17 protein-coding genes are annotated in these 16,638 nt (G+C 58.2%); 7 read left to right on the forward strand and 10 right to left on the reverse strand.

Annotated features, from left to right (window positions below):
• Positions 1-138 precede the first annotated feature (138 nt).
• A complete protein-coding gene (locus tag I9184_RS06750; protein ID WP_209833364.1) occupies positions 139-594 on the forward strand; it encodes an Lrp/AsnC family transcriptional regulator in 456 nt (151 codons plus the stop codon).
• A 20-nt stretch (positions 595-614) separates the two neighbouring features.
• A complete protein-coding gene (locus I9184_RS06755) occupies positions 615-2,495 on the forward strand; it encodes a monovalent cation:proton antiporter-2 (CPA2) family protein (RefSeq protein WP_209833366.1) in 1,881 nt (626 codons plus the stop codon).
• Positions 2,496-2,525: 30 nt separating this feature from the next.
• On the opposite strand, the gene cobT is transcribed toward I9184_RS06755, so the two are convergent.
• Entirely contained in the window at positions 2,526-3,536 is a 1,011-nt protein-coding gene (cobT, locus tag I9184_RS06760) for a nicotinate-nucleotide--dimethylbenzimidazole phosphoribosyltransferase (RefSeq protein WP_209833368.1), read from the reverse strand.
• A gap of 30 nt (positions 3,537-3,566) precedes the next feature.
• Between cobT and cobS the strand changes: the two genes are divergently transcribed.
• Positions 3,567-4,379 (forward strand): adenosylcobinamide-GDP ribazoletransferase, encoded by an 813-nt coding sequence (gene cobS, locus I9184_RS06765; RefSeq protein WP_348539506.1) that lies wholly within the window; start codon positions 3,567-3,569, stop codon positions 4,377-4,379.
• Here the strand turns inward: cobS and I9184_RS06770 are convergent.
• The 6 genes from I9184_RS06770 to I9184_RS06795 form a co-directional block, all read right to left on the reverse strand.
• Entirely contained in the window at positions 4,376-5,137 is a 762-nt protein-coding gene (locus tag I9184_RS06770) for an ion channel (protein ID WP_209833370.1), read from the reverse strand. The two genes, cobS and I9184_RS06770, sit on opposite strands and share 4 nt — an antisense overlap.
• A 117-nt stretch (positions 5,138-5,254) precedes the next feature.
• A complete protein-coding gene (locus I9184_RS06775; RefSeq protein WP_171116428.1) occupies positions 5,255-5,764 on the reverse strand; it encodes a CarD family transcriptional regulator in 510 nt (169 codons plus the stop codon).
• A 282-nt stretch (positions 5,765-6,046) separates the two neighbouring features.
• Entirely contained in the window at positions 6,047-6,385 is a 339-nt protein-coding gene (gene fdxA / locus I9184_RS06780; protein ID WP_152457680.1) for a ferredoxin FdxA, read from the reverse strand.
• A gap of 66 nt (positions 6,386-6,451) precedes the next feature.
• Positions 6,452-6,817: an RNA-binding S4 domain-containing protein gene (locus I9184_RS06785; RefSeq protein WP_171633125.1), complete on the reverse strand. Its 366-nt coding sequence runs from the start codon at positions 6,815-6,817 to the stop codon at positions 6,452-6,454.
• Between the two features lie 6 nt (positions 6,818-6,823).
• On the reverse strand, positions 6,824-9,649 hold the full coding sequence (locus I9184_RS06790) for a helicase-related protein (protein ID WP_209833372.1): 2,826 nt from the start codon (positions 9,647-9,649) through the stop codon (positions 6,824-6,826).
• Between the two features lie 21 nt (positions 9,650-9,670).
• Positions 9,671-10,279: a tetratricopeptide repeat protein gene (locus tag I9184_RS06795; RefSeq protein WP_171633129.1), complete on the reverse strand. Its 609-nt coding sequence runs from the start codon at positions 10,277-10,279 to the stop codon at positions 9,671-9,673.
• 30 nt (positions 10,280-10,309) lie between these two features.
• Here I9184_RS06795 and I9184_RS06800 point away from each other — a divergent pair, with 30 nt between their 5' ends.
• The 4 genes from I9184_RS06800 to I9184_RS06815 all read left to right on the forward strand — a co-directional run bounded on the left by I9184_RS06800 (position 10,310) and on the right by I9184_RS06815 (position 13,712).
• Positions 10,310-10,600: an SCP2 sterol-binding domain-containing protein gene (locus tag I9184_RS06800; RefSeq protein ID WP_171633132.1), complete on the forward strand. Its 291-nt coding sequence runs from the start codon at positions 10,310-10,312 to the stop codon at positions 10,598-10,600.
• Positions 10,600-11,574, forward strand: coding sequence for an alpha/beta hydrolase (locus I9184_RS06805; RefSeq protein ID WP_171723459.1), 975 nt, complete (start codon positions 10,600-10,602; stop codon positions 11,572-11,574). Before I9184_RS06800 ends, I9184_RS06805 begins: the two co-directional genes overlap by 1 nt.
• 84 nt (positions 11,575-11,658) lie before the next feature.
• On the forward strand, positions 11,659-13,479 hold the full coding sequence (locus I9184_RS06810) for a M3 family oligoendopeptidase (protein ID WP_209833373.1): 1,821 nt from the start codon (positions 11,659-11,661) through the stop codon (positions 13,477-13,479).
• Entirely contained in the window at positions 13,476-13,712 is a 237-nt protein-coding gene (locus I9184_RS06815; RefSeq protein WP_171633140.1) for a hypothetical protein, read from the forward strand. The genes I9184_RS06810 and I9184_RS06815 overlap by 4 nt, the downstream gene beginning before the upstream one ends.
• A 405-nt stretch (positions 13,713-14,117) precedes the next feature.
• On the opposite strand, the gene I9184_RS06820 is transcribed toward I9184_RS06815, so the two are convergent.
• The 3 genes from I9184_RS06820 to rpoH form a co-directional block, all read right to left on the reverse strand.
• Positions 14,118-14,387, reverse strand: coding sequence for a DksA/TraR family C4-type zinc finger protein (locus I9184_RS06820; RefSeq protein WP_170346639.1), 270 nt, complete (start codon positions 14,385-14,387; stop codon positions 14,118-14,120).
• Between the two features lie 58 nt (positions 14,388-14,445).
• The gene (locus I9184_RS06825; protein ID WP_209833375.1) at positions 14,446-15,420 is read right to left on the reverse strand and encodes a Gfo/Idh/MocA family oxidoreductase; all 975 of its coding nucleotides are present in this window, start codon (positions 15,418-15,420) and stop codon (positions 14,446-14,448) included.
• 249 nt (positions 15,421-15,669) lie between these two features.
• On the reverse strand, positions 15,670-16,566 hold the full coding sequence (gene rpoH / locus I9184_RS06830) for an RNA polymerase sigma factor RpoH (protein WP_171116444.1): 897 nt from the start codon (positions 16,564-16,566) through the stop codon (positions 15,670-15,672).
• Positions 16,567-16,638 lie beyond the last annotated feature (72 nt).

The raw sequence follows: 16,638 nt of genomic DNA on the forward strand, positions 1-16,638 counted from the left end.
CCTTCGAAAACAGGAATTTCTTTGCTGATTCAAAAATATGACTTTTATGACGCTGTTTCTGCGCATTGTTTTCGTGTAAACTGCCGATAGGCGCGCAAAACGCGCATAAAAATTAATAATGGCAGGATTTTTCCGCACATGCTGGACGCGACCGACAAGCGATTGCTTTCCGCCCTGCAAAAGGACGCACACCTGACCGCGCACCAACTGGGCGAAATGCTGAACCTGTCACCCAGTCAGGCAGGACGCCGCCGCCAGCGGCTTGAAGCCGAAGGGTACATAACCGGGTATGCCGCGCGGCTGGACCCGTTGAAACTGGGTCTGCAAGTGCAAGGCTTTGTTCAGGTCCATCTGGGAACTCATGGCCCTGATCAATCTGCAAGCTTCGCCCGCATGGTCGACACCCGCCCCGAAATTACCAGCGCATGGACGATGACCGGTGAGGCAGATTACCTGCTGCACATCTATTGTGACGATCTTTCCGCGCTCAACAGCTTGCTACATTCGGTCATCCTGCCGCATCCTGCCGTTGCAAGAGTTCAGAGCCAGATCGTAATGGACCAACTGAAACGCGACGCCCCCCTGCCCACCTGAACGGGCCCGAGAGGACACCTATGGACGTATTCCTATATCAGGCTTCAATCTATCTGGCAGCCGCAGTCATCGCCGTTCCCCTGTCTGCACGGCTGGGGTTGGGGTCGGTTCTGGGGTATCTGGCTGCCGGGATTATCATTGGTCCTGTTCTTGGCCTTGTCGGCGCGGAAACGGAAAACCTTCAGCACGTTGCCGAATTCGGTGTGGTGATGATGCTGTTCCTGATCGGTCTGGAACTGGAGCCGCGCGCCCTGTGGGATATGCGCGACAAGTTGCTGGGGTTGGGCGGGTTGCAGGTTGCGTTGTCGACGGCTGCGATTGCTGCCGTGGCAATGTACGCCAACCACCCCTGGTCGGTCGCCCTGGCCGTAGGGCTGACTTTGTCGCTGTCATCCACGGCAATCGTTCTTCAGACCCTTTCCGAAAAGGGCCTGATGCGAACAAATGGCGGTCGAGCTACGTTTTCGGTGCTGTTAACCCAGGACATAGCGGTCATTCCGATCTTGGCCTTGCTGCCACTTCTGGCCTTACCTGCCATGCCTCAGATCAAATCGGATGGTTCGATTGACCGCGGGGCCGGAGGACTTCACGGCGCGGACCATCACAGCCTTTCTCTGGTCGAAGGTCTGCCGGGTTGGGCCGTCACGCTGGTCACGATCGGGGCAGTGGTGTTTGTCATTCTGGCCGGTGTCTACCTGACCCGTCCGCTGTTTCGCTTCATTCACGCGACCCGCCTGCGCGAGATGTATACCGCTCTGGCGCTTATGATCGTGGTCGGGATTTCCTTCCTGATGACCCTCGTCGGACTTTCCCCTGCCCTGGGCGCCTTCCTGGCGGGCGTGGTTCTGGCCAGTTCCGAGTTCAGACATGAAATGGAAAGCGACCTTGAGCCATTCAAAGGGCTTTTGCTTGGGCTTTTCTTCATCACGGTCGGTGCCGGGATCGATGTTGCCTACTTCTTTGATGACCCCCTTGACCTGATCGGTCTGGCGCTTCTTTTGATCCTTGCAAAAGGGATCATCCTGTATCTTGTAGGCAAGGCCTTCAAGTTGCGTGGGCGCGATCACTGGCTGTTCACCCTGGGGCTGGCGCAAGCGGGTGAGTTTGGCTTTGTGCTGCTGGCATTTTCCACGCAACAGAATGTCATCCCCCCCGACCTGTCCCAAAAACTGCTGATGATCATCGCTTTGACGATGCTGATCACACCGCTTCTGTTCATCATCTACGATCTTCTGTCGCGAAAGATCGGCGACACTTCCAAAGAACCTGTGCCGGACGAAATTGACGAAAAAGGCCCCGTCATCATCGCCGGGATTGGTCGGTTCGGGCAGATTGTAAACCGGCTGGTGCGGGCCAGCGGGTTCAAGACGGTTGTGCTGGACCACAACATCGAAACTATTCAGCTGATGCGCCGTTTCGGGGTCAAAGGGTTTCTGGGCGATCCAACACGCCCTGAATTGCTGCGCGCTGCGGGATTGGAAAAAGCGTCGGTCCTTGTCGCTGCCATGGATGACCACAAACAAGTCACGCGGCTTGTCGGGTATGCCAGACGGCAGCGCCCTGACCTGCACATCATCGCACGCGCCCGCGACCGGACTCATGTGTACGAGCTCTATCAGGCTGGTGCCAACGACATCGTGCGGGAACTTTTCGACAGCTCATTGCGCGCAGGCCGCTATGTTCTGGAGAATATCGGGCTGAGTGAGTACGAGGCCGCACAGGCGGAACAGACTTTTTATCATCATGACCGGATGTCTGTTCGCGATCTCGCCGAGCTGTGGGTCCCGGGTCTGCCAACTGCCGAAAACAAGAAATACATCGAGCGTGCACAGCAGCTGGAAAAGGATCTGGAAACCGCGCTGCTGGAACTGGCCGAAAAACACGCCAAGAAGTCCGCCTGACCCAAGCCTGTGCCCGGGTCAGGCAATGAATCAACCGTCAGACACTCCTGCCTCGGCAAAGGTTGCCATACCGGAATGGCAGGCCACGGCGCTTCTGAGAATATTGATCGCCAGCGCCCCGCCCGAGCCTTCGCCCAGCCGAAGACCAAGGCTCAGCAGCGGTTCCTTGCCCAGCTTCGCCAATACGGCACCGTGTGCGGCCTCGGCGCTTTGGTGGCCGGCCACGGCGTGATCCAGCGCGGTGTCCGACAGCCTCCACAGGCAGGCAGCGGCAGCGGTACAGATGAAACCGTCCAGGATCACAGGAATGCGCAATATCCGCGCGGCGGCAATCGCCCCGGCCATCGCCGCAATCTCACGACCTCCGAGGCAGCGCAGAATTTCAAGGCCATCCTCTGACCTGTGCAACGCTACACCTTCGGCCACAACACGGGTCTTGTTGGTCAGCCCCGCATCATCGACGCCCGTCCCGCGACCTGTCCAATCGGCCGCGTCACCACCGAACAGCGCGCAGGCAATCGCGGCTGCCGGGGTGGTGTTGCCAATGCCCATCTCGCCCACGACCAACAGATCAGCCTGCGGATCCACGGCCTGCCAGCCAGTGCGCAGCGCGTCCAGCAATTCGGCTTCCGTCATGGCCGGTGCCCGGGTGAAATCTGCTGTCGGGTTGTCCAGATCCAGCGCGTGAACATCCATCGTTGCACCCGCCGCCCGGGCCAGCTGGTTGATCGCCGCACCGCCATGTTCGAAGTTCATCACCATCTGCACGGTCACTTCCGACGGAAAAGCCGAGACCCCCTGTGCGGTGACTCCGTGGTTTCCGGCAAAGACGATGACCTGTGGCGCCGCGATCTTTGGCCGGGCATCTCCGCGCCATCCTGCGTACCAGATTGCCAAATCTTCAAGTCGCCCCAACGCGCCCGGGGGTTTCGTCAGTTGTCCGTTTCGCTCTGCCGCGCCCTGCGCCGCGGTGGCATCCGGCCCCGGAACCGCTGCAAGCGCAGCACGGAACGCGTTCAAATCATTCAGTTCAGGCAACATGAAAGCCTCATTGCATCAGAGTGGTCCTGTGTGTTTAACCGAAGCATCGAAACCAACAAGACCCCGAAAGGCACGGGCGTGCAGAAAAACGACACCAATCCCTTTTCCCTGTGGGATATTCCGCTGGCTCTGGTGCTGTTGACCCGCCTGCCCTTGCCCCGATTGCCGGAACCTGTATTCAAGCGGCAGGCACAGGCGGCATGGGCCTTCCCCATCGCCGGGCTGGCCGTCGGAGCGATCGCCTGTCTGGTCGGATGGTTGGCAATGGTCTTTCATCTGCCCCCTTTTGTTGCCGCGACACTGTTGGTTGCAATGTTGATCATGACGACGGGCGCGATACACGAGGACGGTCTGGCCGATACGTTCGACGGCCTCTGGGGCGGGTTCACCGCTGAACGTCGACTTGAAATCATGAAAGACAGCCAGATCGGAACCTATGGTGTTCTCGCTTTGGTTGTTTCCCAGCTTGCTCGGGTTTCGGCAGTTGCCACGATTTTGGCAACCGGGTCGATTTGGGCGATTCTGGCAGCCTGCGTGTTCTCACGCGCCCTGATGCCGGTTTTGATGGCATCCCTGCCAAACGCCAGAAAATCGGGGCTGAGCCATTCGGTGGGAACCCCCGGCGCGATTTCGGTCAGCATGTCCTTGGGCCTGGCCGTTACAATCGCCGTTTTCCTGTGCGGGGGTGCGGCGATCACCGCCATATTCTCTGCTGCCTTGGTTGCCGCCATCTTGGCGCTGACAGCGCGCAAGAAGATCGGCGGCCAGACCGGGGACATACTTGGGGCATCGCAACAACTGGCCGAGATCGCGTTTCTGCTTGCCATAAGCGCGCAGATTTAGGACGCGCCGCCTGTTTCGATCCGCAGTGTTCCACCGCAGTGCTTGCAATGCACGGCATCCGGATCATGCCGATACAACCCGCAGCTTGGGCATTTGTGACGTACCTTCTGCGGCATGAATATCGCCTGCGCCAAACGGACAAACAACGCGACGCCCACGACCATGATGAAGACCGAAAACAGCTTGCCCCAAGGTGTGCTCAGCGTGATGTCGCCGAACCCGGTTGTGGTCAGGGTGGCCATGGTGAAATACAGCGCGTCTATGTAAGGCGTCTGGGCGTCTTCCGGAATGAAGAACACCAATACCGCCGTAGAGGTGGCAAAGACGAAAACCATCAGATTGATTGCTGCAATCACCGCGTCTTCATGGGTGCGAAAAAAGGTACTGTCGCGTCGCAAGTCCCTGAGCAGGTGGTATGAATGGATCAGGCGCAAGGCCCGCAGAATCCTCAGGAAAGCCAGGTTGCCCGTCAGAAACGGATCCAGAACCAGCGAGACGATAACGACAATATCCGCCAGCGTATAAATCTGGCGCAGCAGCTTCCAACGATCCTTTGAAATCCAAAGCCGCGCTAAAAAGTCCAAGAAAATTAAAAAACCGATCAACTGGCTTGCAAGGATCAAGCCGGGACCATGAGGGACGTGAGCCGTTGCGACAAAGAAAATGATTGTCGCAACATCGAACAGGATCAGAGCGTACCGAAACCAGACCGAAATCGGGTCATGTCCGATATACAGATATCTAACTGTCTGCTTCATGTCTGCCCTGTAGCTTGCTGCATATACAGTAGAATTAGCGGTACTTGCGGAATTCACCAAGCCACGAAAAAGGCCGCCCCGATGGTGGAGCGGCCTGTTGTCATATCGAACTCGCTGTCAGGCAGCGCGAGAGGTCAGAACTTCGTCCACCTGTTTGGCGGCGGATACTTCGCCGGTGCCGGAAACCGCCGCAACCTCGCGGGTCAGGCGTTCCAGCGCAGCTTCGTACAGCTGACGTTCGGAATAGCTCTGCTCGCGCTGGTCGTCCGTGCGATGCAGATCGCGGACCACTTCCGCAATCGAAATCAAATCGCCCGAGTTGATTTTCTGCTCGTATTCCTGAGCACGGCGCGACCACATGGCGCGTTTGACCTTTGCCTTTCCCTTCAGCGTTTTCATTGCCTGACTGATCACGTCGGGCGAGCTGAGCGACCGCAGACCGGATTCGGTAACCTTGTTGGTCGGCACGCGCAGAGTCATCTTGTCTTTCTCAAATGAGATGACGAACAGCTCCAGAGAGAATCCCGCGACTTCCTGTTCTTCGATCGAGATGATCTGGCCTACGCCATGAGCGGGGTAGACAACATAGTCGTTCGGGCGGAACTCGAGCTTTTTCGACTTTGTCATTCAGTTTTTTCCTTGCTTGCGGACGGGACACAGACAACAAAAGCACCACATGCGGGGACTTTCTCAGCCCCGACAGGCGGCGATATTGTCACAAATTCAAATCTCCAAAGCGAGCATACTTGTGGAGCGCATCCCAATCTCGGTCATCATACAAGAACCAAGTATATCACAAAAATACGACACCCGAAAGTTTACCCGGCGGTAAATTTTCATATTAAACCTGTTTTCAACAGGTTGAGCCGCGTTCTTTTCGCATCAAACAGAGGTTTGAGCGCGAATCGTTCAACCACCCTCGCCCGGTGCTTCCGAGAAATACTTCTCCATCTTGCCTTCTTCACCGTCGCGTTCTTCCGCATCGGGAAGCGGATCTTTCTTGGTGACGATCACGGGCCACATTTCCGAGTACTTGCGATTGAATTCGACCCATTGATCCATGCCCGGTTCAGTATCGGGGCGGATCGCGTCGGCCGGGCATTCTGGTTCGCAAACACCGCAGTCGATGCATTCATCGGGATGGATGACCAACGTGTTCTCACCTTCATAGAAACAGTCCACCGGACATACTTCGACACAGTCGGTATATTTGCAGGCGATACAGTTTTCGGTGACAACATAGGTCATGATCGGATTCCCGTTTGCGGTTTGAGCGTTTAGCTAATTCAGTCTGGCCTACTCTTCAAGATATGATCAGCGATCTTCGGTGCGAGAAAGATCAAGAGAACGGCGATCTTTCTTTGTCGGGCGACCTTTTCCCTCAAACCCCGGATTTTTGGGCGGAACGTCCTGTTTTTCGGTCATATCGAAATACAGCGTTTGCGCTTCGGGGGCCGGACCACGGCGATCCCCGATTTTTTCGATGCGCACAACGCGGACGATACGGCCCTGAGGAAAGGTCAGAACGTCGCCCGGGGCCACGGCCTGCGCCGGTTTTTGCACCCGGCTTCCGTTCAACCTGACATGGCCCCCGCTGACCTGTTTGGCGGCCAGGCTGCGGGTCTTGAAGAACCGCGCCTGCCACAACCATTTGTCAATCCGCAGCTTGGCCTCGGCCATTTCGGATCAGTTGCCGTCCTTCAAACCCATCAGCGCGGCTGCAAACGGGTTGTCGGGATCAATCGCCTTTTCCTTTTTCGGCGGCCGGGACGAGAAGGTCTTGGCGCCCTGAGGCTTGCCGCCCTTCTTGCCATGCGGTTTGCTACGGCCATCCTGCGGCTTGCCGCGCGGTTTACCCTTGCCCTGCCCCTGCTCGCGGCGCGGACCTCGGTTGGGCTGTCGCTGACGGGCCCAGGTGAAGGTGTAGAACACTTCAACCTCGGGTTCGTCTGACACTGGTTCTGCGGGAAGGCTGTCCGCACCAGCCTCGGCTGCCGCCTCGGTGCCGTCGGTGGCCTCGACTGCCGCCTCGGCGGGTGCGGCCACCTCTTCTGCCCCGACTTCACTTGCCGGGGCTTCTTCGGCGGTCGGTTTGTCCGCTTCAGCTGCCGCCGGCTGTTCGGCCGGTGCAGGTTTGACTTTCGGCCGCTCGCCGCGTTCCGCCTTGTATCCCAGCCCCTGCATAAGGTCTGCGAACTGATCCAGCGTCATACCGGTGATCGACAGCATATCGGGTTTGGCTTCGAAACCGCCGCGGCTGTCTTCTGCGCGCAGCATGTCCGCCAAACGTTCCAGCATGTCGATACGGATCGAACGCTCGCCTGCATCGCGGTAGCCACACATGGTGTCATAGCCCTGCGGCGCATCCTTGGCGACCGGCACGGTCACCAGGCCCGGAGGCGGCGCTTCGGGGAATTCCTGCAACCCGCTGGACAGCGCCCAAAGCACGAGACGCAGACGCGTCGGGGCCGGTTTCAGCAGCAGCGGCATGAAAATGGTGAACTGGCCGAACCGGATACCATGCTTGCGCAAGGCGCCGCGGGCGTCCTGATCAAGATCCTTGACCTCTTGTGCGACCTGTGCGCGGGGCAGGATACCCAGCGCTTCGACCATGCGGAAAGCAAAGCCTTTGGCAAGGCCGCTGAGTTCCTCATCGCGGGACAGGTTCAGCAGCGGCTCGAACAGAGCGGCCACCTTGCGGTCAATGAAGTGCTGCAAACGGCGCTGCACTTTCTGCTCGACATCCGGCCCCGCCGCTTCGTCAACGAACACTTCGACCATAGGTTTGAGAGGTTCCGCCCCGGCAACCAGCTTGCCAACGGCGTATTCACCCCACATCAGGCCACCCTGATCAGTGAAATCAATTTCAGTATCGGGCGCGTTGTAGAAGCGATCGGCGCGCAGATGGAATTGCGGCGCGAGTGCTTGCAGAGACGCCGATTTTAGAGCTTTTGCCTCGGTTCCCTGCGCGCTTTTGTCCGGGATGAACCGGAACCCTTCCAGACGACCGACGAATTCGCCTTCGACGGTCACTTCACCCTTGTCATTTACTTCGGCCAAAAGGGCCTCCTTCTGTTTGAGCCGGCGCAACAAAACGGATGTGCGCCGATCCACAAATCTTTGCGTGAGACGCTCATGCAGAGCGTCGGACAGTCTGTCTTCTACAGTGCGGGTTTCGTTACGCCAATGTGATTCGTCACGAACCCACCCTTTCCGCTGCGCAACATATGTCCACGTGCGAATATATGCCAATCTTTTAGATAAAGCGTCGATATCGCCGTGGGTCTGATCGATCCGTCTGATCTGCCGTGCCATAAACTCGTCGGGAATGGATCCCCGTTCATGCAGATGGCCATAGATCACCTCCAGCAAGCTGGCATGTTCCGCATGGCTGATACCGCGAAAATCAGGGATTCTGCACACATCCCACAGCAACCGGATGGACGGGCCGTCGCTTGCACGGGCGACAACTTCGGTCACTTGCGACAGCGATTTCAACGCGTTCAGGTCATCAGCAGGGCGGGCCTTGATCAGGTGTTCATCATCCGGGCCGACCTCAAGCGAGTCGATCAGCGCATCAATCGAGCCGAACCGAAGGGCGGCATTTCGCCAGTTCAGCTTTTTCATCGGCGTGAACCGGCTGTCCATGATCGCCTGCGCCACGCCCTCGTCCAGCGGCGGGGCCTCTCCAGTTACGCCGAATGTGCCATCCGACATCCCGCGACCTGCCCGGCCCGCGATCTGCGCCAGCTCGTTCGGCGCAAGCGGACGCATCCTGCGCCCGTCGAATTTGGACAGGGATGAAAACGCAACGTGGTTCACATCCAGGTTCAACCCCATCCCGATAGCGTCCGTGGCAACCAGGTAATCAACCTCGCCGTTTTGGTACAGGTCCACCTGTGCATTCCGGGTCCGCGGGCTGAGCGCCCCCATGACCACCGCAGCTCCACCTTTCTGGCGGCGCAGCAATTCGGCAATGGCATAGACGTTTTCAACCGAGAACCCCACGATGGCGCTCCGCGCAGGCATCCGGCTGATCTTTCTGGAGCCCGAGTAAACCAGCTGCGACATCCGCTCTCGCCGCACGAACTGCGCCTGGGGGACCAGCGCCGAAATAGGGCCACGCATTGTGTCCGAGCCCAGGAACAGTGTCTCGTTCGTGCCGCGAGACCTAAGCAGACGGTCGGTGAAGACGTGACCCCGTTCCGGATCGGCACAAAGCTGAATCTCATCGATGGCAACGAAATCAGCACCCATGCCTTCCGGCATCGCCTCAACCGTACACACCCAATACTGGGCGCGGGGCGGTACGATCCGTTCTTCGCCCGTGACCAGCGCCACCACCGACGGCCCACGGATCGCAACGATCTTGTCATAGACCTCGCGCGCCAGCAGGCGCAGCGGCAGACCGATCACGCCGGTCCGATGGCCCAGCATGCGTTCGATAGCGTAATGGGTTTTACCAGTGTTGGTCGGGCCAAGTACGGCCACGATTCGGGATGACCCGCTCACATTCGCCCCCTGCCCCGAGCCTTACAGCGCCTTGCCTTCAACCTGAGGCTTCAGCCGATTCACGGCATTGGTTACTTCTTCGTGATGGGGATGTATAGCCAAGGCCCGAGAATAAGCCTCGTAGGCTTTCCGAGGTTCCCCGATAACCTCAAAGATCAGACCCAGACCGTAAATCGCCTCATAGTGATTTGGATTCAGCGTCAGCACATGTTCCAGATCGGCGGCCGCCATACCAAATCGCTCGACCCCGAAAAAGGCAGAGGCGCGCAGATGCCAGCCTTCGGCAAAATCAGGCGCGTGATCCGTCAGCGCGGTCAGGTGATCCAGAGCAGCGCCGACGTCGCCCTCATCCAAGGCTTCGCGTCCCCGCTCCAGCAGCAGATCAGCCGACGCAGACCCCGATTGCGACCACAGCGCCTGCAACTGCCGATCCAGTGCAATTGCCTGTTCCGGGGTCGACTGCGCCAGTTTTTGCAGCAACTCATCCTCGTCCCGTGAATCCGCCTGCTGCGCGAAACAATTGGAGGAAAACGTGACTAGGACAAAAAGTGCCGCAACGGTACCTTTGAGATTGTGAATTGCAATGCTCATAACAATAGTCAGTGTAGCGTTGCGACCGGGGATGTCCATTCACGGCGCACTAACAATATGAGGAAAAGCATGAGCGAGACTCTTGAAAAGGCGGCTGCCGCACTGAACGAAAAACTGGAAGGCGGCGCGTTTGATGACACGGCCAAGTTCGCCATCACTGATCTGGGTTCGATCGTTCTGGACGAAAACGGTGCGCGGGTCAGCGATGAAGAGGCCAGTGTCACCATGAGCGCTGACGCAGAGACGTTCGAACAGATCCTCAGCGGTGAGCTGAATCCGACCGGCGCGTTCATGTCCGGAAAGCTGAGCATTGATGGCGACATGGGTGTTGCCATGAAGCTTGCCTCGGTACTGGCCTGATGGAGTTGTCGCCGGCCCCCTTTTTTGAAGACGTGGCCGGCGGACCTGCCGGTGGAAAGGCCCACTGGTTGACGACGTCTGACCAAACACGCATTCGCGTGGGTCACTGGCTTCCGGATGATGGTGCACATGGCACCGTCATGATGTTCCCCGGACGCACCGAATATATCGAAAAATATGGCAGTACAGCCGGTGAATTCACGAAACGCGGCTTTGCGATGCTGGCCGTGGACTGGCGCGGTCAGGGTCTTTCGGATCGGCTGCTGGACAACCCACGCATCGGCCATGTCGATCATTTCACCGATTACCAATACGATGTTCAGTCAACCCTGGACCTTGCGAACGCTCTGGATCTGCCCAAGCCGTGGTATGTCGTCGGGCATTCGATGGGCGGTGCCATCGGGTTGCGTGCCGTCATCGAAAAAGGGTGTTTTGCCGCGTGCGCGTTCACCGGCCCAATGTGGGGAATTTTCTTCACTCCGGTCATGAAACCTCTGAGCCGCGTTACAGCGTATTGGGGCACCGCGCTTGGCCTTGGCGAACGCACCCCCCCGACCACAACGCTTGAAAGCTATGTCCTGTCGCAACCTTTCGATGGGAATATGCTGACCCGCGACCCGGACATGTACCGGATGATGCAAAATCAGCTGAATGCGCATCCCGAACTGGCTCTTGGTGCTCCTTCCAACCGCTGGCTGCGCGAGTCGCTGGACGAATGCGAATGGTTGATGGAACAGCCCGCCCCGAAGACACCCTGTCTGACTTTTCTGGGCAGCCACGAACAGATCGTCGATCGCAAAGCCATACGGGCGCGCATGGCCAATTGGCCGAATGGTACATTGATCGAAATCCCGAACGGTGAACATGAAGTGCTGATGGAAGCACCGGACGTTCGGGGCCCGGTTCTGGACCAGCTTGCCAGGCATTTCCGGGCCAACCAATCAAATGGGGCGTCCGAGCTGGTTTCAACGTAAACCTTTTCACCTTGGGATTGGCCGCTTGTGATCCGCGCGCGCCACCCCTAGATGTTTGCAAAAGCAGTCTACAAAAGGTGATCCATGCGCGACCTTCCCTTTCCCGTCCGTGACGCAAACGCAATGGGCGGCGCCGACAATCTGGGCAATCTCCCCGAATGGGATCTGACGGATCTCTACACATCCGAAGAAGCGCCCGAACTGGCGCGCGACCTGGACTGGCTGGAAGGCGAATGTGCCGCCTTTGCGGCCGACTATGAAGGCAAGCTGGCAGAGCTGGACGCCGCGGCCCTTTTGGCCTGCGTTCAGCGCAATGAAAAGATCAACGCCGTCGCGGGCCGTATCATGTCCTTTGCCGGTCTGCGTTATTACCAACTGACCACCGACGCAGAGCGGGCCAAGTTCCTGTCGGACATGCAGGAAAAGATCACCGTGTTCACGACGCCTCTGGTGTTTTTCACGCTCGAGATCAACCGGATCGAAGATGATGTGCTTGGGGCGCATTTTGCTGCCAACCCGGATCTGGCCCGATACGAGCCCGTGTTCCGGCGTATCCGCGCGATGAAGCCCTATCAGCTGTCTGACGAGCTGGAAAAATTCCTGCACGATCTGGGCGTTGTCGGCGACGCGTGGGAGCGTCTGTTTGACGAAACCATCGCCGGTCTGACGTTCAATGTGGATGGCAATGAACTGAACATCGAGGGCACCCTGAACCTGCTGACCGAACAGGACCGCTCCAAGCGCGAGGCAGCGGCGCGGGAACTGGCCCGCGTGTTTCAGGAGAACATTAAAACATTTGCCCGTGTCCACAACACGCAGGCCAAAGAGAAAGAAATCGTCGATCGCTGGCGCAAGATGCCGACCGCGCAAACAGGGCGTCACTTGTCGAACGATGTCGAACCCGAAGTGGTCGAAGCCCTGCGCGAGGCGGTTGTGGCCGCCTACCCCAAACTCAGCCATCGGTACTATGAGCTCAAGCGCAAGTGGCTGGGGCTGGATGTGATGCAGGTCTGGGACCGCAACGCGCCGCTGCCGATGGAAGACACCCGCACCGTGTCGTGGGAGGACGCCGAGAAAACCGTGATGGAGGCTTACGCCGCCTTCGATCCCCGCATGGCCGACATCGCGGCGCCGTTCTTCTCGAAAGGCTGGATCGACGCGGCGGTGAAGCCCGGCAAGGCCCCGGGCGCCTTCGCACATCCCACCGTGACCGAGGTGCATCCTTATGTAATGCTCAACTATCTGGGCAAACCGCGCGACGTGATGACCCTGGCGCACGAGCTGGGCCACGGCGTGCATCAGGTGCTGGCCGCCGATCAGGGCGAGATGCTGTCCTCGACGCCCCTGACACTGGCCGAAACCGCCAGCGTCTTCGGCGAGATGCTGACCTTCCGCAAGATGCTGGATCAGGCCGAAACGCCCGAACAGCGCAAGGTTCTGCTGGCCGGCAAGGTCGAGGACATGATCAACACGGTGGTCCGCCAGATCGCCTTCTATGACTTTGAATGCAAACTGCACGCCGCCCGCCGCGAGGGGGAACTGACTCCGGATGACATCAACGCCCTGTGGATGAGCGTTCAGGCCGAAAGCCTTGGCCCCGCGTTTGAATTCATGGACGGGTACGAGACCTTCTGGGCCTATATCCCGCACTTTGTTCACTCGCCCTTCTACGTTTACGCCTATGCCTTCGGCGACGGGTTGGTGAACGCGCTCTATTCGGTCTATGAAAGCGGCGCCGAAGGTTTCGAGGACAAGTATTTCGAAATGCTGCGCGCAGGTGGATCAAAGCACCACACGGAATTGCTGGCCCCGTTCGGGCTGGATGCCAGCGACCCGAACTTCTGGGACAAGGGCCTGTCGATGATCTCGGGCTTTATCGACGAGTTGGAGGCGATGGAGGGGTGACTGACCCGGGCGACAAGGGGCGCTGGCGGGCCATCCAGCACCGCCTGCACCCTGTCTTGGCCCGGATCCGCCGCAACGTCCCGCGGGGGCTGCGGTTTGTCGTGGGGCTATTGTTGATCGTCGCGGGCGTCTTCGGTTTTCTTCCTGTCCTGGGCTTTTGGATGATCCCTTTGGGCATCATGGTGGCCGCCATGGACGTCAACCTGCTGCGACGTTGGTGGCGCCGCCGGTAACTCCAGTTTGGCTTTCACCTAGTTTTTCCCGGTCGCCAGAAACACTGCGAAACGATCAAAGTCGCCCCCAGAGCGGCCACTTAGGATGATCGGTGCCCGTAGAAAAATAGCCGGATTGACGAAGGTGAACACCACTGAGGTGGCGACCAATCAGGTGGCCGTCAGGATCGAGACACGTGCGGCGGCCTCGTACCAAAGCAAATAGGCCAGCGCAGTCGACAATACGCCCAGAAAGGTCAGGAAGACCACGTCGTTGACGGTTGGTTTTTGCTGCTAAAAAGCGGGTGGGTGGGATCATGCAGATTAGCAATGATCATGCATCGATGTGACAGTTCTGTTTAAAGTCTTGATTACTGACGCGATCGAAGCCCATGTACGTTTGGCTCATCGCGGCCATACCCAAGATCACTTCAACTGACTGTCCTTCGACCCCCGCCGATTGACGCCGCCGCGCGCCTTGAACGCGCCGTCCCGTTCCTGCTGGCAATCCAGGCAGAGCTTTACTCCGGGCAACGCGACGCGACGCTTTTCCGGGATAGGTTCCTCGCATTCGGCACAATGGGTCAAGCTTTCGCCCTGGGGCCGCTTTTGCGCCTGCATCCGCGCCAGTTCATCCGAGATCGACGCTTCGATCTGTTCGCTCACAGCGCCGTCGCGTGCCCAACCTCCGGCCATCGGTCATCTCCTGAAATTGTGACACTCAGGATAGCTGAGCCGTTGGCCGCAACGCAAGTTACAGCGAAATCGCGCCTTCGAATACACGATCAATCACCTCTTGCGTCCCGCGTGAGAATTCCAAAGGACAGGGATACTCCGCCCCGTCCTTGATTGATCGGCAAAAGGCCTCGACCTGCAACTTGTAATGGTCTGCTCCGGGGAAGCGAGTGACCTGAACTTCAAGCCCCGGCCGGTGCAGCTCGACCCGAGCCTCTCCGAACACACGTGCATTGAACGGGGTCGTCAGACGGATCAAACCGCTTTCGCCGTGAAACACCATCTCCTGATGGGGATGCATCCGTATGGAAACATAGCTGGAATAGGTAAATCCGGGGAACTGCGCGCGAATTTCAGTGAAGATGTCGATATCATCCTGCCAACGGATCGCGGATTGCACCGACACAGGCTCTTGCCCGGTTGCAAAGCGCGCCCCGCCGATCACGTAGACCCCGATGTCACGCAATCCGCCGCCACCCGTTTCCGCGCGGTTTCGAATATTCTGGGTATCTGCCCGATTGTCAAAACTGAACGCCCCGGTCACATGTACCAAATTGCCGATGGCACCATCAGCGATCAGTTTCCTTACAAGCTGCCATTGAGGGTGATGGACGATCATGTAGGCCTCGGCGGCCAGCAGGCCGCTTTGGCCCCGCTTTTGGATCAATGCGTCGAATTCATCCGCCTTCATGGTCATGGGCTTTTCGCACAGAACATGCTTGCCAGCGCTCAAAGCCTTAAGGCTCCATTCCGCATGCATATGGTTGGGCAACGGGATGTAGATTGCGTCGATTCCGGCGTCTGCCAACAACGCATCATAGCTGTCAAATACTTGCAAATCCGGGCAAAAGGACTGAAACGGTTCTGCTTTCGCTGCATCCGAGGTTGCCAGCGCGGCCAAGCGCGCCCCATTGGCGGCATGTATCGCCGGGGCCATGTATTCGCGGGCAAATTTCGCGGCACCCAATACACCAAATTGAACCGGTCTTTGCATTGCGCCCTCCGTACTCGGCTTGTTTCAAATTACGCGCTTCCCGAGGGGTCACCAGCGCTCGTTCTGCTGCGAAATCAAAGACAAAACACGTCTATTCCTAACACAGCTTTCGACCTTCAGCCATTGATTTAGGCCTTTGGTTCAGTTTCCGCCAACATTCACAAAAAACGCCCCCTGATCATCAGAAGGCGTTTTCCGTCATTGCGCGAACGCGATGATTCTTGCTGCGAGGCAAGAAGGGCGCAACTGTTAGCTGACGCCCAACATGCCTTTTTCCCGCGCCAGATCCCGCATTTTCTTTTGCAGCTTCTCGAACGCGCGCACTTCGATCTGGCGAATGCGCTCTCGGCTTACGTTATACTGAGTGCTCAACTCTTCGAGCGTGACCGGCTGATCCATCAAACGACGCTGGGTCAGGATATCCTTTTCCCGATCATTCAGCACATCCAGAGCCGCCGCCAGCAATTCCCGACGCGCTTCCAGTTCATCGCGTGCTTCGTAGTCACCGGCCTGATCAGCATCCTCATCCTCAAGCCAGTCCTGCCATTGCATGGTGCCTTCGCCTTCGGACCCGACCGTGGCGTTCAGGGACGCATCGCCACCGGACATCCGGCGGTTCATGCTGATCACTTCTTCTTCGGTCACACCCAGATCAGTGGCGATCTTCTTGACGTTTTCAGGGCGCAGGTCGCCCTCTTCCAGTGCACCGATGCGGGCCTTGGCCTTGCGCAGATTGAAGAACAGCTTTTTCTGCGCCGAGGTCGTGCCCAGCTTCACCAATGACCACGACCGCAGGATGTATTCCTGGATCGAGGCACGTATCCACCACATTGCATAGGTCGCCAGTCGGAAGCCTTTTTCGGGGTCAAACCGTTTGACCGCCTGCATCAGGCCCACATTGGCCTCGGAAATCACTTCGGCCTGCGGCAGACCATAGCCGCGATAGCCCATGGCGATCTTGGCCGCCAGACGCAGGTGAGACGTCACCATCTTGTGCGCGGCTTCGGTGTCCTGCTCTTCGACCCAGCGTTTGGCCAGCATGTATTCTTCTTCCGGCTCCAGCAAAGGAAACTTGCGGATTTCCTGCATATAGCGATTCAGGCCGCCCTCGGGCGTCGGTGCGGGAAGATTTGCGTAGTTTGCCATTATTGTGTCCCTCCGACAAATGTTTAGATGTTTAACATAGGATATGGGTAAGGAACCCTTCCCATTCAAGAG

Origin of the sequence: Ruegeria sp. HKCCE3926, assembly GCF_017872515.1 — a bacterium.
Taxonomy (GTDB): domain Bacteria; phylum Pseudomonadota; class Alphaproteobacteria; order Rhodobacterales; family Rhodobacteraceae; genus Ruegeria.